This window comes from Parafrankia irregularis (assembly GCF_001536285.1).
Lineage (GTDB): Bacteria > Actinomycetota > Actinomycetes > Frankiales > Frankiaceae > Parafrankia > Parafrankia irregularis.
This window is the reverse complement of record NZ_FAOZ01000001.1, coordinates 258661-279329: the sequence shown is the minus strand read 5'-3', so window position 1 is coordinate 279329 and position 20669 is coordinate 258661. Positions and strand designations below refer to the sequence as shown.

The 20669-nt window shown below is 73.4% G+C and carries 19 protein-coding genes; 9 read left to right on the top strand and 10 right to left on the bottom strand.

Annotated elements, in window-relative coordinates:
* Positions 1-13 precede the first annotated feature (13 nt).
* Positions 14-1039: a 2-dehydropantoate 2-reductase gene (locus tag AWX74_RS01170; protein ID WP_091270626.1), complete on the top strand. Its 1026-nt coding sequence runs from the start codon at positions 14-16 to the stop codon at positions 1037-1039.
* A 21-nt stretch (positions 1040-1060) separates the two neighbouring features.
* On the opposite strand, the gene lhgO is transcribed toward AWX74_RS01170, so the two are convergent.
* Positions 1061-2344 (bottom strand): L-2-hydroxyglutarate oxidase, encoded by a 1284-nt coding sequence (lhgO, locus tag AWX74_RS01165; RefSeq protein ID WP_091271098.1) that lies wholly within the window; start codon positions 2342-2344, stop codon positions 1061-1063.
* Between the two features lie 223 nt (positions 2345-2567).
* Positions 2568-4457: a glycoside hydrolase family 15 protein gene (locus AWX74_RS01160; protein WP_054567040.1), complete on the bottom strand. Its 1890-nt coding sequence runs from the start codon at positions 4455-4457 to the stop codon at positions 2568-2570.
* 212 nt (positions 4458-4669) lie between these two features.
* Between AWX74_RS01160 and AWX74_RS01155 the strand changes: the two genes are divergently transcribed.
* On the top strand, positions 4670-5071 hold the full coding sequence (locus AWX74_RS01155) for a hypothetical protein (protein ID WP_054567041.1): 402 nt from the start codon (positions 4670-4672) through the stop codon (positions 5069-5071).
* On the opposite strand, the gene AWX74_RS01150 is transcribed toward AWX74_RS01155, so the two are convergent.
* Complete coding sequence (locus tag AWX74_RS01150; RefSeq protein ID WP_091271095.1) at positions 5065-5595, bottom strand: PGPGW domain-containing protein; 531 nt, start codon at positions 5593-5595, stop codon at positions 5065-5067. The genes AWX74_RS01155 and AWX74_RS01150 overlap by 7 nt on opposite strands.
* Before the next feature lie 438 nt (positions 5596-6033).
* On the opposite strand from AWX74_RS01150, the gene AWX74_RS01145 reads away from it, so the two are divergent.
* From AWX74_RS01145 to fabI, 3 genes are all read left to right on the top strand, one after another.
* Positions 6034-6516 carry a cation:proton antiporter regulatory subunit gene (locus AWX74_RS01145; RefSeq protein WP_006539240.1) on the top strand — a complete coding sequence of 161 codons (483 nt, stop codon included), beginning with the start codon at positions 6034-6036 and terminating at the stop codon, positions 6514-6516.
* 23 nt (positions 6517-6539) lie between these two features.
* Positions 6540-7754, top strand: coding sequence for a cation:proton antiporter (locus AWX74_RS01140; RefSeq protein WP_091270623.1), 1215 nt, complete (start codon positions 6540-6542; stop codon positions 7752-7754).
* A 67-nt stretch (positions 7755-7821) separates the two neighbouring features.
* Positions 7822-8595, top strand: coding sequence for an enoyl-ACP reductase FabI (fabI, locus tag AWX74_RS01135; RefSeq protein ID WP_091270620.1), 774 nt, complete (start codon positions 7822-7824; stop codon positions 8593-8595).
* Between the two features lie 136 nt (positions 8596-8731).
* Here fabI and AWX74_RS01130 read toward each other — a convergent pair whose 3' ends face one another.
* From AWX74_RS01130 to AWX74_RS01120, 3 genes are all read right to left on the bottom strand, one after another.
* Complete coding sequence (locus AWX74_RS01130; RefSeq protein WP_091270617.1) at positions 8732-9457, bottom strand: DUF5701 family protein; 726 nt, start codon at positions 9455-9457, stop codon at positions 8732-8734.
* A 265-nt stretch (positions 9458-9722) separates the two neighbouring features.
* The gene (locus tag AWX74_RS01125; protein WP_091270615.1) at positions 9723-12647 is read right to left on the bottom strand and encodes a thiamine pyrophosphate-dependent enzyme; all 2925 of its coding nucleotides are present in this window, start codon (positions 12645-12647) and stop codon (positions 9723-9725) included.
* Positions 12648-12677: 30 nt separating this feature from the next.
* Complete coding sequence (locus tag AWX74_RS01120; RefSeq protein ID WP_054567046.1) at positions 12678-12986, bottom strand: DUF167 domain-containing protein; 309 nt, start codon at positions 12984-12986, stop codon at positions 12678-12680.
* Between the two features lie 96 nt (positions 12987-13082).
* Between AWX74_RS01120 and fabG the strand changes: the two genes are divergently transcribed.
* The 4 genes from fabG (at position 13083) to AWX74_RS01100 (ending at position 16405) form a co-directional block, all read left to right on the top strand.
* The gene (fabG, locus tag AWX74_RS01115) at positions 13083-13799 is read left to right on the top strand and encodes a 3-oxoacyl-ACP reductase FabG (RefSeq protein ID WP_091270613.1); all 717 of its coding nucleotides are present in this window, start codon (positions 13083-13085) and stop codon (positions 13797-13799) included.
* 360 nt (positions 13800-14159) lie between these two features.
* On the top strand, positions 14160-14465 hold the full coding sequence (locus AWX74_RS01110) for a hypothetical protein (RefSeq protein ID WP_091271090.1): 306 nt from the start codon (positions 14160-14162) through the stop codon (positions 14463-14465).
* A 56-nt stretch (positions 14466-14521) separates the two neighbouring features.
* Positions 14522-15871: a ferrochelatase gene (locus AWX74_RS01105; protein WP_091270610.1), complete on the top strand. Its 1350-nt coding sequence runs from the start codon at positions 14522-14524 to the stop codon at positions 15869-15871.
* Positions 15872-15889: 18 nt separating this feature from the next.
* Entirely contained in the window at positions 15890-16405 is a 516-nt protein-coding gene (locus tag AWX74_RS01100) for a DUF3090 family protein (protein ID WP_006539249.1), read from the top strand.
* 68 nt (positions 16406-16473) lie between these two features.
* Here the strand turns inward: AWX74_RS01100 and AWX74_RS01095 are convergent, their stop codons facing one another.
* Genes AWX74_RS01095 through AWX74_RS01080 form a run of 4 tightly spaced genes read right to left on the bottom strand, consistent with a single transcriptional unit; the run spans position 16474 to position 20439 of the window.
* Entirely contained in the window at positions 16474-17241 is a 768-nt protein-coding gene (locus tag AWX74_RS01095; protein ID WP_054567290.1) for a hypothetical protein, read from the bottom strand.
* A 30-nt stretch (positions 17242-17271) separates the two neighbouring features.
* A complete protein-coding gene (locus tag AWX74_RS01090) occupies positions 17272-18096 on the bottom strand; it encodes an SGNH/GDSL hydrolase family protein (RefSeq protein ID WP_091270608.1) in 825 nt (274 codons plus the stop codon).
* Positions 18097-18109: 13 nt separating this feature from the next.
* Positions 18110-19297 (bottom strand): glycosyltransferase, encoded by a 1188-nt coding sequence (locus AWX74_RS01085; RefSeq protein WP_054567052.1) that lies wholly within the window; start codon positions 19295-19297, stop codon positions 18110-18112.
* A complete protein-coding gene (locus AWX74_RS01080; RefSeq protein WP_054567291.1) occupies positions 19294-20439 on the bottom strand; it encodes a glycosyltransferase family 4 protein in 1146 nt (381 codons plus the stop codon). The genes AWX74_RS01085 and AWX74_RS01080 overlap by 4 nt, the downstream gene beginning before the upstream one ends.
* Positions 20440-20669 lie beyond the last annotated feature (230 nt).

The window sequence follows — 20669 nt, the reverse complement described above, 5'->3', positions numbered from 1 at the left end:
GAGGGCGGGTGGTATGACCGCGACGGCGCCAGGGCGGGACGCCGCCGTGTTCCAGGGGCGGGTGGTGCCGGGCGACCGCCCGGGGAACGGGCCGGAGCGCCCGCAGGATGAGCGGCTGAAAGCGGAGCGCCCGCGGCCGGCGCGGGTGGCGGTCGTCGGGGCCGGTGCGGTCGGCACCTACCTCGCCGCACGCGCCAGCGAGGCCGGCGCCCAGGTGGTCCTCTGTGCCCGCCGCGGTGGCTTCGAGCGGGTTCAGGTCGTCAGCGCGCCGGGCGGCCCGGCCACCGAGCGGCCGATGCGGGTGATCACGGATCCCGCCGAGCTGGGCCAGACGGTGGACTGGGTGGTGGTCGCCACCAAGGCGCACCAGACCCCCGCCGCCCTGGGCTGGCTGCACGCGGCCCTGGAGCATCGTCGCGACGTCGGCGTGGTCGTCGCGCAGAACGGTGTGCGCCAGGCCGATCAGGTCAGCCCGCCGGTGCCCCACGACAGCGTGTTGCCCGCCGTGGTCTACATCAACGCGGAGCTGGCCGGGCCGGGCGTCGTGCGGCATCTGGCATACGGCGTGCTCCAGGTGCCCGACTGCGCGCTCGGTGAGCGGTTCGCCCGGGTCCTGCCGGTGGGTGACGTCCGCCTCGTCGACGACGTCGTCACCGCCGCCTGGTCGAAGCTGCTCAGCAACAGCGCGGCCAACTCCCTGACCGCCCTGACCAGCCGGGGCCTGGAGGTGATGCGGCGTCCCGACGTCGGCGCGCTCGCGCTGGCGGTGATGCGGGAGACCGCCGCGGTGGGCCGCGCGGACGGTGCACGGCTGCCCGCGGACGCCCCCGAACGCACCCTGGACCGGATCTGCAACCAGCCGGCGGGCGCGGGGACCTCGATGCTTCGCGACCGGCTGGCGGGGCGCCCGCTGGAGCATGAGGCGCTGATCGGCGCCGTCGTCCGCATCGGTGAGCAGGTCGGGGTGGCGACCCCGACCTGCTCCGCGCTGCTGCCCCTGCTCGCCGCCATCAACGTGGCCGCCAGCCCCGCAGGCTGACGGCAGGCGGGGAGAGATGCGTCAGGAGGCGCGCTCGGGGACGGCGTCGGCGACGATGTGCTCGGCGATGGCCAGGGACGCGGTGGCGCCCGGTGACGGCGCGTTGCGCACGTGGACGACGCGCCCGCGCACCGCGAGCACGAAGTCGTCGACGAGGCTGCCGTCCCGCGCGACCGCCTGGGCGCGGACGCCGGCCGGCCCGCGCACCACGTCGGCGGACCGCAGCTCGGGCACGTACCGCCGTGCTTCGGCGACGAACGCCCGCTTGCTCGCGGTGCGCAGCATCTCCTTGGCGCCGGTGCGCCAGTGTGTCCGCGCCATCTTCTGGAAGCCCGGCCACGCCAGGGTCTGGCGCAGGTCGCCCCGGTCGAAGGTGCCGACGGTGTAGCCCTCCCGGGCGGTGGCGAGGACGGCGTTCGGGCCGACCAGAATCTCCCCGTCCACCCGCTTGGTCAGGTGGATGCCCAGGAACGGGTAGCGCGGATCGGGCACCGGGTAGATCAGGCCACGCACCAGACCACGGCGCTCGGGCCGCAGCAGCCAGTAGTCACCCCGGAAGGGAATGATCCGCGGCGAGCTGTCCTCGCCGGTGAGCGCGGCGACCTCGTCCGAGTGCAGGCCCGCGCACGAGATCAGCAGGTCGAACGGCCCGACCGACTCGGAGACCGTCTCCACCAGGCCGTTGTCGTTGGTGGCCGTGTGCCGGGTGCCGTTCGGCCTGATCGACGCCTTGCCCCGGACCCGCACCCGCAGCCGCACACCGGCCGCGCCGTCATCGACGCCGATCACCTCCGCACCGGTGCGGACCGTGCCACCGGCGTCGAGGATGTCCGCGCGCAGGGCCCGCGCGACGGCCGGGTAGTCGACGATCGCGGTGGTGGGGGAGTGCAGCGCGGCGACGCCCCGGGCATGCGGCTCGATCGCGCGCAGCTCGGCGGCGTCCAGCATGCGGGTGTCGGGCACGCCGTTCGCCTCGGCGCGCCCGGCGATGTCCGCGAGCCGGTCGAGCTCGCTGTCATCGACGGCGACCACGACCTTGCCGCACTCGTCGTAGCGGATGCCGCGGGACTCGCAGTACTCGCGAAGCATCCCCACCCCGCGCCGGCACAGCGTCGCCTTGAGCGAGCCCGGCTTGTAGTACAGGCCGGCATGGACGACGCCGCTGTTGCGCCCGGTCTGGTGCTGGGCGACGTCGTGCTCCTTCTCGAACACGGTGACCGTCGATCCGGGCACGACCTGCCCGAGCCGGCGGGCAACTGCCAGGCCCAGGATCCCGCCGCCGATGACCGCGATCCGCTCCGCCACCCGTGCCGCCTCCACTCGTCCCGCTGTCGCTGTCCACTGTGACTGGCCGCGCTGTCCACTGTGACTGGCCACGCCGGCCACAGTCGTTGGCCGCCGCGGTCGCCGCCGACCTCCGGTTCAGTATCCCGGTGCACCCTGCGTGACCGTTTCCGGCCGCCGACTCCGTGCGCCCCACGGCGCATCGTCAGGCGCACCGCGAGCCGGAACCGACGACGAAAAGGGCTCAGCCGAAGAAGTGGCCCGGCGGGTGCGCGCGGTCGGCGCGGGAACGCGGCCGACCGCGCAGCGCCTCGGTGAGGGTCCGCGCGGTGTTGACCAGTGGGACGTGGCTGAACGCCTGGGGGAAGTTGCCCGTCATGCGCCCCAGCTTCGGGTCGTACTCCTCGGCGAGCAGCCCGACGTCGTTGCGCAGCGACAGCAGGCGCTCGAACAGCTCCTGCGCCTCATGCACCCGGCCGGACAGGGCGTAGTTGTCGGCGAGCCAGAAGGTGCAGGCGAGGAAGGCCCCCTCGCCGGCGGGCAGGCCGTCCACGGCACCGTCCTCGGCGGTCGGGTAGCGCATCACGAACCCGTCCTCCATCAGCTCGCGCTCGATCGCCGCGACGGTGCCGACGACCCGCGGGTCGGTCGCCGGCAGGAAGCCGACCAGCGACATGTAGAGCAGCGCGGCGTCGAGCTCCTTCGAGCCGTAGTACTGGGTGAAGGTGTTGCGGTCGCTGTCGAAGCCGCGTGCGCACACCTCGTGGTGGATCTCGTCGCGCAGCGCGGACCAGCGGTCGACCGGCCCGGGCAGCCCCGACTCGATGATCCCCCGCACCGCGCGGTCGGCGGCGACCCAGGCCATGATCTTCGAGTGGACGAAGTGCCGGCGGGGCCCCCGCACCTCCCAGATGCCCTCGTCGGTCTTGCGCCAGCCGGTCTCGAGGAAGTCCATGAGCTTGGTCTGCAGCTGCCAGGAGTCGTCCCGGCCGTCGTCCTCGGGTGAGTGGATCCCGGAGAGGAACAGGTCCCGGGCGGAACCCGGCCGGCGGTTGGCGACGGCCATCCGGGCCACGTGCAGGGCGTCCAGGACCTCCCCGTAGACGTCCAGCTGGAACTGGTCGACGGCGGCGTTGCCCACCCGCACGGGGGAGGAGTTCTCGTAGCCCGGCAGCCACGGGACCTCGTATTCGGGCAGCCGGCGCTCGCCCGCGACCCCGTACATGATCTGCACCCGCGACGGATCGCCGGCCACCGCCCGCAGCAGCCACTCCCGCCAGGCGGTCGCCTCGCTGGTGAAGCCGGCGTCGAGCAGCGCGAGCAGGGTGATCGTGGCGTCGCGCAGCCAGCAGTAGCGGTAGTCCCAGTTGCGGACGCCGCCGATGTGCTCGGGCAGCGACGTGGTGACCGCGGCGACGATTCCCCCGGTGGGCGCGTAGGTGAGCGCCTTGAGCGTGATCAGTGACCGGCGCACGGCGGGCTGCCACTGGCCGTCGTAGGTGCAGCCGGCCATCCAGTCCGACCACCAGGCCTCGGTCTGACTGATCATCCGCCGGATGTCCTGCGGCGCGGGCGCCGGTTCGTGCGAGGGCCGCCAGGTCAGCGAGAACGGGACGGACTGCCCCGCCGACACGCTGAACTCGGCGTAGGTGGCCATGTCGTGCCCCTCCATCGGGGCGGTGGTCCACAGCGTCACCGAGTCGGGCCCGGCGATGGCGGCGACGGAGTGCTCGTCGAGCCGGCGCACCCAGGGCACGATCGAGCCGTAGTCGAACCGGAAACGCGTCTCCGAACGCATCCGGACGGTGCCCTCCAGGCACTCCACCAGGCGCAGGACGACGTGCGCGCCCGCCCGGGGGAACATCGCGTCGACGATGCGGACCGTGCCCGACGCCGTCGTCATGTCGGTCTCCAGCACCAGCGTGTCGCCCCGGTAGCGACGGCTGATCCCCAGCACCGGCTCGGTCGGCGCGATCCGCCAGTGGCCGGACTCGTTGTCACCGAGCAGCGCCGCGAAGCAGGCCGGTGAGTCGAACCGAGGCAGGCACAGCCAGTCGATCGAGCCGTCGCGCGAGACCAGCGCCGCCGAATGTGTGTCTCCTATCAGCGCGTAATCCTCGATCAGGGATGGCACGGCTTGTTCTCCTAGCTCGGGTCGGTACCTCGGTTGTCTGACGGTCGTGAGCGGGTTACGCCAGGTGGGGGGAACTGGCTGCCAGTGCTACGCCGCACAAGGTCGTTCACCTTACGGACCCCGCGCACGGTTTACGTTGGGGGTACCGGTGTCCGTCACCGAGAGACTTCACCGGACCAGAATTCGTGCCCCGTGGTGACAGGAACCGCCTGATGACGACGACCTCCCGTCCGACCTGGATTCGCCAGACGCTGGACTATCTGGCGGACCCGCGCCGCCGAACGGCGGTGGTGCTGGGGGCGCTGGCAACCGCCGGCCTGGTGGCCTTCGGTGTCTACGCCATCGTGGCCGGCCCGCCGCCGCAGGTGGAGGCGGTCGTCGTCTTCGACCCGGAGGCGACCACCGCGGAGAAGGAGGCCGTGCGGGCCGCCTGCCCGACGGTGGGCAAGGCGATCCAGGAGCCACCGGACAGGAACGGTCTCGCGACCAGCCGGGTCTATCCGCTGCGCTATGACATCTCGCAGGCCTCCTCGGTAGACCGCGCGGCGATCTACCGCTGTGTGCAGGCGCAGCCGAAGGTGACGGGTATGAGCGAGTTCACGCAGGGTCAGTAGCCGGCCCGCTCGCCGGCCGGCTCGTGGCCATGCTCGTGGCCGTGCCTGGTCTCGTGCTCGGCCTGCTCTCGTTCCCGCTCGCGCTGGTCGAGCAGCTCGGCGGGGGTCGGCAGCCCGGCCTCCCGGGCCTGCCTGGCCTGCCAGAGGCTCACGATCATGGTCGCCAGCACCACCAGGCCGGAGAAGATCAGGCTGCCGCCCGACCAGGGCGACGAGGCGGGCAGCGTGTCGACGGCGATCCAGGCGACCCCCGCGGCGATCATGCCGAGCCCGAACACGATGGTGAAGGCGCTGGACAGCGCGTTGGCGGCGGCCTGGTCCGCCAGGTCGGCCGCCTTCTGGCGCGCCTGCTCGAACCGGTGCCGGGCCCATTCGTACTCGAGGCTGAGGATGAAGAAGCCGAGGGCGATGATGAGGAAGCCGGGGCCTGGCAGCGCGAGCATCGCCACACCGAGCCCGAGAACCGCCAGACCGACCACCGTCAGGACGATCCGCCGGATCAGCCGGCCGCTTCGATTGAGCACGATGTCGTCCCCTTCGGCCCGAGTGGTGGGCCTGTGTCTCATGCCCGCGTGCGCGGGCTCCCCGGATCAACGGCTCGTCCCGCGTGCGGCGTTCCCGCATCCTGGCTGGCTGCCGGGTTGTCCTCCCTGAAGTGTGCGCGATGGCGCCCCCTGGCGGGGAGTGGATTCGGTCGCACGGGTTGTCGGTCGTGCGACTGCGGCGTTGTGTCCGGTGGGTCCGCCAACCCGGTTCGCCGGACCCACCGGGCTAATCTGACGGCGGGTGGAACTCACGGGCATGGTGTCTGCGTCACTCATGCAGAGGTGCCCCTGATGTCACCGGTGTCGTGGATGCCTTGAAGGTCGTGGACGCCCGCGCGACGGTGGAGCGGGGGCCGAACATCGCCCCGGGCATCGGGTGCACCCGGAGCCCAACGTCAGTGCTGACGGAGGAAATGAGTGGACGTCGAGGAGACCCCGCTGCCGGGAATCGGGCTGCGGCACGACTTCAGTACCCGATCGGGGCGCCGGCTCGGTGTCGTGACTCGCCATGACGGGCGTCGTGACCTGGTCATCTACGATGCCGAGGACCCGGACGCATCCCGCGAATCGATCACGCTCACCGCGGAGGAGGGAGACGTTCTCTCCGAGCTGCTCGGCGCCCCGCACATCGTGGAGAAGCTCGCGGACATCTCACGCGCGTTCGCCGGGCTCGTCGGTGACCAGATCCAGATCCTCGCCGGCTCGCCCTACGCCAACCGCCTCCTGGGCGACACCCAGGCACGCACCCGGACCGGTGCGTCCATCGTCGCCGTCGTCCGGGACCACCAGGTGCTCGCGTCCCCGCGCCCGGACTTCCGGTTCAGCGTCGGTGACGTGGTGGTCGTCGTCGGCACCCCGGAGAACACCACGGCCGTCGGCCGACTGCTACGCGAGGGCTAACCGAAGGGAGCGACCGCAGACCCGTGCACGACACCGCGACGACCTTCCTGGAGCTGGGCGCCGTCCTGTTCGTGCTCGGAGTGCTGGGTCACCTCGCGTCACGCTTCAGCGTCTCGCCGATCCCGCTCTACCTCGTCGCCGGCCTGGCCTTCGGGCACGGCGGCCTGGTGCCGCTGGGCGCGAGCGAGGAGTTCATCGAGATCGGCGCCGAGCTCGGCGTCATCCTGCTGCTGCTCACCCTCGGGCTGGAGTACACCGCCGAGGAACTGCTGTACGGCCTGCGCAGACAGGCCTCCGCCGGGGTGCTGGACCTGACGGTCAACGCCGTGCCCGGTGTGGTCGCGGCACTCGTGCTCGGCTGGGGGCCGCTGGCCGCGGTGGTCATGGGCGGGGTGACCGCGATCTCGTCGTCCGGGATCATCGCCAAGGTGCTGGGAGACCTCGGCCGTATCGGTAACCGGGAGACGCCGGTGGTGCTCTCGGTGCTGGTGCTGGAGGACCTGGCCATGGCCGCGTACCTGCCGGTGCTCACCGCGCTGCTGGCCCATCACACGCTCGCCCGCGGCTCGTTGACCGTCGCGGTGGCGCTCGGCGCCCTCGTCGCCGTCCTTTACATCGCGCTGCGGCACAGCGAGAAGGTGACCCTGCTGGTCTACAGCGCGCGGTCCGACCGCAACGACGAGGTGCTGCTGCTGCGGTCGCTGGGCCTGACCATGTTCGTGGCCGGGGTCGCCCAGCGGATGCAGGTCTCGGCCGCGGTCGGCGCGTTCCTGGTGGGTATCGCGCTGTCCGGGCCGGTCGCGGTGGGGGCCAGGGAGGTGCTGACGCCGCTGCGTGACCTGTTCGCCGCGGTCTTCTTCGTCGTCTTCGGCCTGCAGACCGACCCGGCGCAGATCCCGGCGGCGCTGCCCGCCGCGTCGCTGCTCGCCGTGTCCGGCGTGATCACCAAGGTGGCCACCGGCTGGTGGGCGGCCCGCCGCGCCGGCATCGCGTCGATGGGCCGCTACCGGGCCGGGGCGGCGCTCGTCGCCCGGGGTGAGTTCTCGATCGTCATCGCCGGTCTCGCCGTCGCCGCCGGGGTGAACGCGAAGCTCGGGCCGCTGGCGGCGTGTTATGTGCTGTTGATGGCGGTCCTCGGCCCGCTCGCGGCCCGGTTCGTGGAACCGACCGTGCGGACCTTCCGCCGCTGGTCACAGACACGGCGGCGGTCGGGACCCACCGTCACCGGCGACGTCTGAGGAAATCGGCGGCGCAACTTCGCCCCGGTGCCGGGAACCGCCCGCGATGTTTGGCAGGATGACGTTCATGAGCGGACTTCTCGAAGGCAAGCGCGTTCTCGTCACCGGTGTCCTGACCGAGGCGTCGATCGCGTTCAGTGTCGCCCGCATCGCCCAGGAACAGGGCGCCTCGGTGGTGCTCACCGGTTTCGGCCGCGGCCTGTCGCTCACCCGCCGCATCGCGCGCCGCCTGCCCGTCGAGGCTCCCGTCATCGAGCTCGACGTGACCGACGAGGAGCACCTGGCCGGGCTCTCCGCCAAGGTCCTCGAACACGTCGACGGGCTCGACGGCGCGCTGCACGCGATCGGGTTCGCACCGGAGTCCGTCCTGGGTGGGAAGCCGTTCGTCGAGGCGGCCTGGTCCGAGGTCGGAACCGCCCTGCAGGTGTCCACCTGGTCGATCGCGTCGCTGACCCGGGCGACCCTGCCGCTGTTCGGTGAGCGGGCCAGCATCGTCGGCCTGGACTTCGACGCCACCGTCGCCTGGCCGTCGTACGACTGGATGGGCGTCGCGAAGGCCGGTCTCGCCTCCGCCACCCGCTATCTGGCGCGTGACCTCGGCCCGCGCGGGGTCCGGGTCAACCTGGTCTCGGCCGGCCCGCTGCGCACCATGGCGGCGAAGAGCATCCCCGGCTTCGGCCAGTTCGAGGAGGTCTGGGGCACCCGCGCGCCGCTCGGCTGGGACATCCAGGACACGACGCCGGCCGCGCAGGCCTGCGTCGCGCTCCTGTCGGACTGGTTCCCCGCGACCACCGGTGAGATCGTGCACGTCGACGGTGGCTTCCACGCCGTGGGGGTGTGACCGGGCCGTCCACCCGTGCGTCCACCCGTGCCGCGGCCGGCACGGGTGGACGGGGGCGAGTAGATCAGGTGGGCTGAGCAGGTCGGGCGGGCCGAGTCGGATCAGGTCCGCGCGGGTGCTCCGATGTGGGCGGTGATCAGGCGTGCCGGGCGGCGGCGGAGGCCGTCCCCAGCCAGGTGTGGGGGTTGCCCTCCCAGCACCAGCCCAGCTTCGGTGCCCGCCCGGAGATCCACATCGCCGGTACCCTCCGGTCCCCCCGCCGTGATCCGGAGAGCATGAAGCAGTTGTTCTTCTCCAGCACCTCCGGGAAATGGGTGACCAGGGCGATGCCCTCGTGGATCGTCAGCGGTGTGCGCCTGCGCTCCAGCACGGCGGGTAGCGCGTCCGCGGGTCGGATCCCGCGGAACTCCTCACCGCGTTCGACGTCGGTCAGCAGATAGACGTCGGAACGCGGCAGGTTCAGGATCGGCAGTGGTCGGTAGGGCGCGAGTCCTCCCTCACCGTGGTTGCGGTCCACGGTCCCGGCGTCGGCCCGGCCGGAGAGGGTGAGCAACGGCACGATGTCCTCGGCCCGGACGAGCTCCTCCGACACGACCAGGACGAACGGAACCCAGGAACGGGTCGCGGGGCGGTAGGGACCGGGCATGGCGGCGTGGGCCACGGTCCGCAGCGGCTCGCAGAGCGCCTCGAAGTCCGTGGCCTCCAGGCCGGCCAGTGCCGGGTATCCCAACCGCACCAGTCCCGCTACCTGCCTGTTGAACGCCTGGTCGAGCGGATCGGCCCAGGCGGCGGATCCGTCCGCGCCCGGATCGAACGAGGCGCTTCGCGCGGCGGTGCTCAACGTCGCAGCGCGGCTCGGCATGCGGCATCCCCTCGGTTTCCCTGGACGATCTGTGGCGGTGTGAGACGCCGGTCACCGCCGTGGAACCCGGGTCGGTGACCGGACGTCCCACCCACAACGCCGAGTGTTCCCAGGGGGTTCCGGCGGTTGTCGGGATGGGCAGCCACGGAAAGGGGTGGCGCCGCTGCATGCCGTGTCGGAAACACGGCCCGGCCGCGGCGGGCGGCCCGGCCGCGCCGGGGCGGCCTGGTCGTGACGGGAGGCGCGGCCGTGACGGGAGGCGCGGTCAGCCGGTGGCGGCCTCGTCGATCAGGTCGAGGGCCGCTCCCACGATCGTCGCCGTGTCCACCGGAACCCGGCCGCCGGCGGGCGAGCCACCTGGGAAACCGGGCGACGGCGCCGGATACGCCACCGGCCTGGCCGAGCCGAGCGTCGTGATGTGCTCCCCGTGCACGCCGGCAAGGAAGCCCAGCACCCTGGGGTCACCGTCGACGACCGTCAGCAGCGGGCCACGCCGGCCGGGTGGGAACAGTTCGGTGAGGATCGCGTCGTCGGCGTCCGCCAGACCTCGCCGGGCCGAGAGCGCGTCGAACAGCAGGTCGGGCGAGGTCACGCAGACCACGCCGATCTCCCGGCGCAGGCCCGCGCTGAGCTCGTCCGCGGCCCGGAGCACCTCCGGCATCGCAGCGCCCATCCCGACCAGGGTCAGCGGAGCCGCCGGCTCCCCGTCGCGCAGCCGGTAGCCGCCGGCCAGCACACCCGCGCGCCGCCGCCACCAGGCCGTGGGGTCGGTGGACAGGCCGGCCAGGCGCTGGTCCACCACCCGTGCGCTGAGCCGTACCAGGCTGGACGCGCCGTCGACACGCCCGAGCCGGCCCAGGGCCTCCAACAGGCACCAGACCAGATCCTGGGCGAACGCCGGTTCCCAGCAGGTGATGCCCTCGACGCCGACCAGGCCGTGGCGCCAGCCGCCCGGCCGGACCGGGTCCACCCCGGTGTCCGCGACGGCCAGCAACGATCGCCCGTCACCGGCGCTGCTGGTCGACCAGCCCGGCAGCACCCGCGGGGCCGCCATCTCGTCGGCCACGCCGATCGGCAGCAGCGGCAGGCCGAGCCTGCTCCAGGCGACACCGAGGGAGGCCAGCACACCACCGAACGCCGTGGCCGACAGCCCGCCGGCGACATGGCGCCCGCCACCCGCGCCACCCGCGCCACCCGCGCCGCCGGGGCCGCTGGGGTCGGTCGTGCCGCGCAGGACCGGCGAGGCCCGGTTCGCACCGTTCTCCTCGCCGTTCTCGGCTGTCGCGTCGATCCAGCCGGTCAGGACGTGGTCGGCCTCGCGGGTCGAGACCGTCACCACCGCCGCGGCGGCCTCCGGTGCCAGCGCCGGCAGGTCCCGCAGCGTGGCGCCGAAGACCTCCTGGGTCGACCGGTGACCCAGAAACGGACGTCCGGTGTCGACCGGCAGCGTCGCTGGGATGGCGAGAGCCGGGGGAACGCGGTCGAGGTACGCCGCCACGTGCCGGGCGAGGCGACCACCGGGTGAGGCCGGGGGCAGCGGCACGACCGGCCGGCGGCCCGGTCCCGGGACCAGCTCACGGCCCGGTCCCACCGGCGCTTCGCCGGGATGCGGCGCGGAGGACTGCGCGTCCCAGGACGACTGCGCGTCCTGCGCCTGGGAGGACTGCGCGTGCTGCGCCTCCCAGGAGGGCCGGGCGTCCTGGACGGGCCGCGGGGCCGGCGGGCGCGCCGGGCTCGGCAACGGACCGGTGAAGGCGAAGAGCACGGTGGGGCGGTCGGCGGCGACCTCGTCGAAGGCGTCGATGATCAGCGGCAGGTCGTGGCCACCGAGGTCACGAAGCGCCGACAGGATCTCCTCGTCGCTGAGTGCGTCGAGCAGGCGGCTCACCCCGACGCCACCGGCCCCCGGCCCGGCGAGCCGGCGCCGCAGCTCGGCACCCTCGAGCAGAAGCAGCGAAAGGTACTCGCCGGGCGGCATCGCGTCGAGGCGGGCACGCAGCGCCGCACCACCCGGCGCGCGGAAGAGCGCGCTGAGCCGGCGGCCGTACCGCAACGTCAGCACCTGCCAGCCGGCCGCCTCGAACATCCGTGCCGCGCGCGCGGGTGTCCCGACCCCACCGGCCGGTGCGGTCGGCTCGGCGAATCCGGCGTCGCCGCCGCCGATGCCGGCGGTCGGGGCGCCGGTGACGAGAACCACCCAGAACAGCTCGCCCAGGTGGGAGATCCGTTCGTCGGCGATCGCCTCCCAGACCGCGGGGTCGCGCAGCTCCGCGAAGTCGATCAGGCAGATCTGTCGTCCGTGTGGGGCCCGGTCGAAACGCTGCCCGGCGAAGCGGCCGGCCAGCGCCGACCAGATCGTCCCGTTCGGCCCGATGTTGCCGACGCCGGTCGCGCGTGGTGACTTCCTGGCCGCCGTGGGCGCGGCGTGGGGCGCCGCGCCGGCCGTGCCGCCTGCGCCGTGGGTGCTGCCTGTGCCGCCCGTGCTGTCGACGATGGCGCCCGTGCTGTCGACGGCGGCGCCCCGCAGCACCTGATGGACGGCGCCGAGCAGGGGCCCGGCATGCGGTGTGGCGGAAACCCTGTCCTCGACCCGGAGGGTGTCGAACCACAGCGCCGTGGCGATCGTGGCGGCGGCCGCGCACATCGCCCGGTCGGCGTCGGCTCCACGTGGCCCGCGTGAGCCGGTCGCGACCGCGTGGTCGATGCCGGCCGCGGTGAGCGCGCGCAGGCGCTCCTCGATGGCGGCCAGGGCCCCCAGGTCGAGCACACCGCCGGGAGGCCCAGGAACGATCTCCGCCGCCGTGGACGGATCATCGGGCCGCGCCAGATCGCCGACGGATCCGCCGTCGACCGCGTGGGCCCCGGCTGAGCCGCCAGCCCCGGTTTCCCGAACGCCTCCCGGCATTCCTCCGGGAACGCCTAATGCCCCGGTTCCGGTAGCGGCCCCACTCCCGGGAACGGCTCCGGGCCTGGATTCCGGCCTCGATTCGGGCCCCGATTTCGGCCCGCTCCCGGCGGCTGCCTCGTTCCCGGGGACGTCGCCGTTCCCGGGAACGGCGACGCGGCGGGGCCCGGTCTCGTCGTCGACGGCGCCGGCGGGCCGCGGTGACCCCTCCGCGCCGAGTGTCACCTCGTCACGCCCGCCGTAGCCGTACCCGTGCTCCCCGGCCCGGACGTCCGTCCTGCGCAATCCTCGTCTCCGTCCCATCGCGTCGACGAACTACCGGGAGTCCAGACGTGCAGGCGGAGTGGAATGTTGCGCGAGTTCCGCGACTCTCGCGGCGACGATGTCGTCCGGCGCGTCCACGGCCACGAACTTGACCCTCCCGATCGAGCGGCTCAACGTCACATCGGCTCGCCGCACTCCCAGCGCCTGCGCGATCGCGCGCAGGGCGGCCTCGTTCGCGCGCCCCTCGACCGCGGGTTCCCGTACCCGTACGACCAGCAGCTGGCCGTGGATCGGGTCGGTGGTCACCGGCCCCACAGCGGTCCGGTCGGAGGCGGGACGAACCCGGATGGCAACGTGCACCCGGCTATCGTCCCTGACGCGTCCGTGCAGAGGGAGGGCGAGTGTCACCGGCGCCACCTGCCGCTTGCTTCCCGCCTGACGGTTACGATCCGGCCCATGGTCGAGAACGAAGGTCGAGTGGCACTGGTGACCGGCGGTAACCGCGGGATCGGGGCCGCCTGCGCGGCGGCGCTCGCCGCGTCGGGCGACCGGGTCGCGGTGGCCAGCCGCGGTGGCGAGGCGCCGGCCGGGATGTTCGGCGTCCGGCTCGACGTCACGAGCGCGGACAGTGTCGACAAGGCCTTCGCCGAGATCGAGGCGGAGCTCGGGCCCGTCGAGATCCTCGTCTCGAACGCGGGCATGGTGCGTGACACGCTGCTGCCGATGATGTCCGAGGAGGCCTTCCAGGACGTCGTCGACACCAACCTGCTCGGCGCCTACCGGGTGGCCAAGCGCGCCTCCCGTTCCATGATCCGCAAGCGCTCCGGCCGGCTGATCTTCGTCTCGTCGGTGGTGGGGCTTTCGGGCGGTCCCGGGCAGTCGAACTACGCCGCATCGAAGGCCGGTCTGGTCGGCTTCGCGCGGTCGCTGGCGCGCGAGCTCGGCGGGCGTGGGATCACCTCCAACGTGATCGCCCCCGGCCCGATTCGCACCGACATGACCGATGCGCTGACGGACGCCCAGCGTGAGTACCTCGTTTCCGCCACCCCCGCCAAGCGGATGGGCGAGCCGGCGGAGGTCGCCGCGGCGGTGGTGTTCCTCGCCTCACCCGCCGCCGCCTACATCAACGGTGCGGTGCTCCCGGTCGACGGCGGCGCGGGCATGGGCCACTGACCCCTTCCGAACCTTCACCGCCGGGACCCTTCCGAGGCCCGGCGCCTTTCACCGCCCCGCCCTGCGGCGTTCCACCAGTTGGCCGGCCACCGTGGGCCAGCCCGGCCGCCCAGGCCGCCCAGGCCAGCCGAGCATCCGGTCGACTCCGGCCCCGCGGTCGTCGACGGGCCGGTTGACGGGTCGCCGGCCGGTGTCGATCACCGAATGGTGGCGGTCCCGCGCACCGGCGCAGATCCGTCCGGGCCAGCGGTCGACGCGGCGTGCAGGATAGGCCACGGTGGTAAGCGGCGAGGCGGCTGGAAAGCCGGCGCCACCGGCGGGGTAGGCCGGGCGACACGCGGATGCTCGGAGGTGGCGGCGATGGGTGTGATCAAGGTCGAACCGGCGGGCGGCCGTGGTTACCAGGTGGAGGTCGCGGAGGAGACGGCGCCCGGGGTGCACGGGCTCACCTTCTCCTATCGTGTGTGGGTGGACGACGACGTGATCACGGCGCTGGAGCTCGATCCCGACGATGACGCGGCGCTGGTCGCGCTGGTGCGGGAATCCTTCGGCTACCTGCTCGCCCGTGAGCCGGCGACCGCGATCCTGCAGTCCTTCGACCTCTCGACGATCTCCCGGTACTTCCCGTCGTATCTGGAGGAGATCCGGGAGCGGGTTCCACGCTGACGAGGGCCGATGACCATCGCAGGAGCGGGAAGCGCAGGAGCGGGAAGGAGGACAGGGTGACGAACGGCGCGGGTGCTGACCGCGGCGGGCCGGGTGGGCTGGATGTGGACGCGTTGCTCCTCGTCTCCTTCGGGGGCCCTGAAGGGCCTGGTGACGTCATGCCCTTCCTGCGGAACGTGACGCGTGGCCGGGCCGTACCCGAGCTCCGCCTCGCCGAGGTCGCCGCGCACTACGATCACTTCGACGGGCGCAGCCCCATCAACGACCAGAACCGGGCGCTGCTCGCCGCGCTGCGCGAACGTCTCGCGCCGCTGCCCGTGTACTGGGGTAACCGAAACTGGGCGCCCTACCTGGCCGACGCGGTGGCGCGCATGCGCGCCGACGGCGTGCGCCGGGCGGCCTGCTTCGTCACGGCGGCGTTCGCGTCGTACTCGGGCTGCCGGCAGTACCGCGAGGACCTGGCCGAGGCGCTGCGGCAGGTGGGCCCGGGCGCACCCGACTTCGTGAAGCTGCGGCTGTTCTTCGACCACCCCGGCTTCGTCGAACCGATGGTCGATCACTGCGTCCGGGCGGTCGGGTCGCTGCCCGCCGCGGTCCGGGACGGCGCCCGGCTGGTTTTCACCGCCCATGCGCTCCCGCTCGAGCAGGCCGTGGTGAGCGGTCCCGACGGTGGTGCGTACGAACGGCAGCTGCGGGCGACCGCGGAGGTGATCGCCGCTCGGGTCGGCACGCGGCTGGGCCGTTCGCATCCGTGGCAGCTCGCCTTCTGCAGCCGCAGCGGCCCACCCGGTGTGCCCTGGCTGGAGCCGGACATCAACGACGCCCTGGTGGCGCTCGCCGAGGACGGTGAGCAGGCCGCCGTGATCGTGCCGGTCGGCTTCGTCAGCGACCACATGGAGGTCGTCTACGATCTGGATGTCGAGGCGGTCCGCACCGCCGGGGAGCACGGCATCGCCGTGGCCCGCGCCGGCACCGTCGGGACGGACCCGCGCTTCGTCGACATGGTGGCCGACCTCCTCGCCGAGCGGCGGCATCCTGACTGGGATCGACCGGCGCTGAGCGACGAGGGCCCCGCGCACGACGTCTGCCCGCTGCACTGCTGTGACCCGGCCGGGCCGCTCGCGTTCTGGGCGAGGACGGGGGTGAACGGCTCCCGGGTGGTGATGGCTGGGGGCGCGGGCACCCGCGCGCACGGCCGGCCGGGTGTGAGGCGCCCGGCAGCCGCCGGTGTTCCCGCGGATCTGTGCGGGCGGGGGCACGGGCGTCCGGGTCTGTCGGGGCCCGGGCTCTGCGGGCAGCCGAACGACCCGGGGTCCGCGGATGGTCGACCCCGCGATGAAGCGACGATACTGGTGGAGGAGCGGGCAAGCGTAGCGCGGCCCGACCCACCTCCCGCAGGCGAATAAGACGGAGCGATCCGAGACATGCAGCGATTTGTGTTCGACCCGCCGGAGCGGTTCGTGGTCGGAACCGTCGGGCAGCCCGGGGACCGTTCGTTCTTCCTCCAGGCCGCGGCCCGCGGCCAGCTCGTCACGGTGGGGCTCGAGAAGACCGAGGTGACCGCGCTCGCCGAAGGGCTGACCGCGCTGCTCGGCCAGGTGGGCCAGACGCAGGGGATCCCGCTGCCCACCGCCGCCGAGGTCGAGGTCGACCTCGCCCCGCTGGACGCACCCTTCGAGGAGGACTTCCACCTCGGCCAGCTGACCGTCTCGTGGGACGGTCACCGGGTCTTCGTCGAGGCGGCCGGCCTGGCGGCCGGGGAGGCCCGGGTCGCGGAGGGTGAGAGCGAGGTCGACTCGCTGCGTGTCGGCATGTCGATCGAGCAGACGAAGGCGTTCATCGAACGGGCCCGCAGCATCGTCGCCGCCGGGCGCCCGCCGTGCGTGCTGTGCGGGCGGCCCGACGATCCGTCCGGGCATTTCTGCCCCCGCCTGAACTGATCTGCCCCCGCCTGAACTGATCTGCCCCCGTCTGAACTGGCCGCCGCTCAGCGGGTGGCGTAGGGCGCTCAGCGGGTGGCGTAGGCGGGGTCGAAGGCGTCGTACGCGGCCTCGTAGGCCCGGCGGACGGCGGCGGACAGCCCGCGCAGCGCGTCGGAGCGGCGGCCGATCTCGCTCGCGGTGACGGCGGCGCCGTCGTCGAGCGCGGCGAGCTCCAGCAGCTCCGCGAGCCGCTCGGCGCGCGCGAGCAGGGCATGCGCGTTCGGCGGGTAGCCGGGGCCCAGCCCGGGCCCGGGCTCGGGCTCGCCCCGGTCCCGCAGCAGCGCGAGCACCTGGGGCCGCGCGCTGGCGATGTCCAGATCGACGAGTGCCGCCGTGGTCTGCCTGATCGCCACCGAGAGCTCGTGATCGGCGGCCCGCAGGCCCGCCGGCGGCGGGGGCACGCGCGCGGCCCGCAGCACCCGCCAGTGGACGGATTCCATCACGCCCTCGACGGCCGGGCCGTGCACGACGACCGACGGGACGAGCGCCAGCGGCGGGTTCGGCCCGATCACCAGCAGTGCCTCCCCGGCGGTCAGCGCGTCCTGGTTGAGGTCGGACGGGCCAGGCAGGCTGCTGACATCGCCGGGCACGGGCAGGACCAGGCGCATCCGCTCGGCCCCGACGCGGCGCAGGGCACCGAGGCCGAGCACCAGCGGCTCGTCGCCGAGCGTGTGCGGTGCACCGCTGCCCAGGGCCTCGTGCACCCGGGTGATCACGTCGTCGAGGCCGACGAGTCCAGCCAGCCAGGCATTGCCCCATCCAGCGAGGACACCTGAGCGAGGGGAGGCGGGCATGTCGGCAAGCACATGCCTACCGTAGGGAATTCACCGGCCCGACGCGGTGCCGAGCCGCCGGAAACCGTGGTTTCTTGCCGGCGGATCTCGCCGAATGACCCGCGCGCGGCCCGCCAGCCAGGGGATCCCGATCGTGGCGACCCAGTGGAGATGGTCCAAGGTCCCCGGCGGCGGGGGCTCATGGTGCGGATCCGGCAGGTCGGCGAGGATCATCCCGCTCTCCCGCAGTTTCTCGGCGAATGCCCGTGCGATGAGGCGATGTCCGTGTGGCCCCGGATGCACCCGGTCGACGTCGAACGTCGACCGGCGGTGGATGGCGGGATGCTGGCCGAGATCGACCACGAGCACCCCGGGGTCCCGCGCCGCGGCCGCGTCGATCGCGGCGTTGAGGTGCCCGACGCGTTCGGTGAGCAACCGTGCGAAGGGGCCCGGAAGGGGGAGCAGCCCACCCGGGTCGGGCAGTTTCGCGGTCAGCACGACCACTCCGGCGGTGCGCAGCCGGCCGATGCTCCACACCAGGTCCTGGCGCAGCCGAAGCGGGTCGAACGTCGGCTTGAAGACGTCGTTCATGCCGGCGACCACGCACGCCAGCGCGGGCCGCAGGGCCAGCGCGACCGGGAGCTGGCGGACGCGGACCTCCCGGGCCGTGGCGCCCGTCCGGGCCAGGTTCTCGTAGTGCACATGCCCCGGTGGGGCCAGGGTGGCCGCGAGCAGCGCGGCGAAGCCCCGGCCGGCGAGGGCGGCCGGGCCCCGGTCGCGGCCCATGCTGACGCCGTCACCCAGACCGGCGGTGAGGCTGTCGCCCAGTGCCACGAAGCGCAGCAGCCCGTTTGTGTTGCTGGCGGTCTCGTTCACGGCGCGGGGGACGTCAGGCGGCGAGCGGGTCGCGCGTCGGGGCCGGCTCGCTGGCCGGGGGAGTGGGCGCCTCGGCGTCGTGGCACCGCAGGAAGCCGGTGATGGTCGCCTCCCAGGGAAACTGCTCGGCCCGGCGGCGGGCGGCCTCACGGCGGTGGTCGGGGTCGACGGCGAGCAGCTCCATCGCGGCGTCGGCGAAGGTGAACCCCGTCCCGGCGGCGCTCAGACCGGCGACCTGGCCGTCGCCTGTCCCGGCGACCATCTCGGCCAGCGCGCTGGAATGGTTCACGACCGGCGTGGTGCCGCTCGCCATCGCCTCCAGCGCGGCCAGCCCGAAGGTCTCGATCGGGCCGGGCGCGAACGCCAGGTCGGCGGTCGCGAGCAGGCCGGCGAGGCGGGCCGGGTCCGCGACGAACCCGAGGAAGGTCACCGGCAGCCCGGTCGCCATCCGCTCCAGACGCCCGCGACTGGAACCGTCGCCGGCGATGACGAGCCGGACCGGCACCCCGCGGCGCACCAGCTCGGCCACCGCGGACAGCGCGATGTCGACCCGCTTCTCGGGCGAGAGACGGGTCGCCGCGACGATGAGGATCTCCCGGTCGCGGGCGAACGCGCGCCGCAGCGTGCGGTCGTGGTTGGCGGGGGTGAACCGCTCGAGCTCGACGCCCAGCGGCACCTGGGCCAGGTTCTCGGCGCCGATGCGGACGAACTCGGTGGCGGCCCAGCGGGTCGTGGCGACCACCGTGTCGAAGGCGGCGGCGAGCGCGCGGTTGGAGTGGTCGGCCGCGGAGCTGACGGGCAGCACCCCGCGCAGCGGCGCGGGCGTCCACAGGCTCAGCAGCCGGTCGAGCCGCTCGTGGCTGACCACGAGCGAACGGACGCCGGCCCTGCGGGCCCACCGGCCGAGCGGGCGCAGCGTCGCCCGGTCGTGGATCTCGATCCGGTCCGCGCCGACCTGTTCGGCCACCGCGGCCACCCGCCGCGGGTCGGCCAGGATCCGGTAGCCGGTCCGCGGCAGGAACGGCGCGCGCAGGGTGATGATCCGTGCGTGTGGCGTGCGCTCCTCGTTGTCCGCAACTCCCGGAATGATCTGCACCACCTCGTGGCCGGCGGCGGTGTACCCCGTCGCGAGGTGCCGCAGGGTCGTCCGGATCCCGCCGGAGGCGGGCGCGACGAAGCTCGCCGCCTGAACAATCCTCATCGTCGCCACCTGTCGCTCGTCGTGGTCGTGGGGAGCCGGGTGCCCAGGACGTCCCGGTAGTGCCCGAGCAGCTCCTCGCCGATCGCGTGCCAGGTGCAGCCCGCGACCGATGCCCGCGCCGCCGTCGCGAGCCGGGTCCGCAGCTCGGCGTCCTCGACGAGGCGGAGCACCTCGCGGCGCATCGACACCGGGTCCCCGGGGGCGTAGTGCAGGCCGGTCCGCTCGTGGTCGATGACGTCGAGCAGGCCGCCGGCCGCCGGGCCGACCACCGCGACGCCGCTGGCCTTCGCCTCCTGCGCGGCCTGACAGAACGTCTCGTTGATTCCGGTATGGACGAAGACGTCCAGGCTGGCGATGGCGGCCGACAGCTCGGTCCCGGTGCGGAAGCCGAGGAAGGCCGCCTCCGGCAGCGCCCGGGCCAGCGCCGGCCGGCACGGGCCGTCGCCGACGACGACCAGCCGGGCGCCGGGCAGGCCGGCGGCCCCCACAAGCAGCTCGACCCGCTTCTCCCGAGCCAGCCGCCCCACATAGCCGACGAGGACCTCCCCGTTCGGCGCCAGCCTCGCCCGCAGCTCCTCGTCCCGGTGCTCGGGGTTGAAGCGCTCCAGGTCGACGCCACGGCTCCACCGGGCGACCCGCTGCACGCCCTCGGACAGCAGCGTGTCGACGGCATCCCACGACGGCGCCAGCGTGCGGCTGGCGAGCCGATGGACGGTCGCCAGCCAGCGCCAGATCGTCCGCTCGGCCAGCGCCAGCCCGTAGCGGGTCGCGAAGGCGGCGATGTCCGTCTGGTAGACGGCGATGCTCGGCACCCCGAGCCGCCGCGCGGCGTAGGCCGCCTGGGCCCCCAGACCCGCCGGCGCGGCCAGATGGACGACGTCCGGACGGAACTCGCGCAGCGCCGCCGGCAGCCCCGTCCACGGCGTCGCGAAGCGGAACTCGGGGTAGCCCGGCATCGGCGCGGACGGGCTCCACAGCACGGGCGCCCCGGCATAGCTGCGCGGCGCGGTGCGGCGAGCCGCCGGCGCCGGCGCCGGCGCGATGACGAGGGCCTCGTGACCGGTGTCGCGCAGATGCTCCAGCACCCGGCACACGGAGTTCGTCACACCGTCGATCTGAGGCAGGAACGACTCACTTACCACCGCGACTCGCACACGAGCACGGTGGCAGCGACCGGCGCCCACGTGAGGACTACAATCCGTCCGCCGCGTAAACTTTCGGACACTACTTGGTGCGACGGGAACTTATGGCCGGGTCCGGCGCCCGTGATCGGCGTCGGGTGTCCGATCTCGCGCCGCGGATCGTTGTATCGCGCGGGCGCGAGTGGGGCAGGATGTTCGAGGGGCACGACCCACTCTCGGCCTGCTGGCCC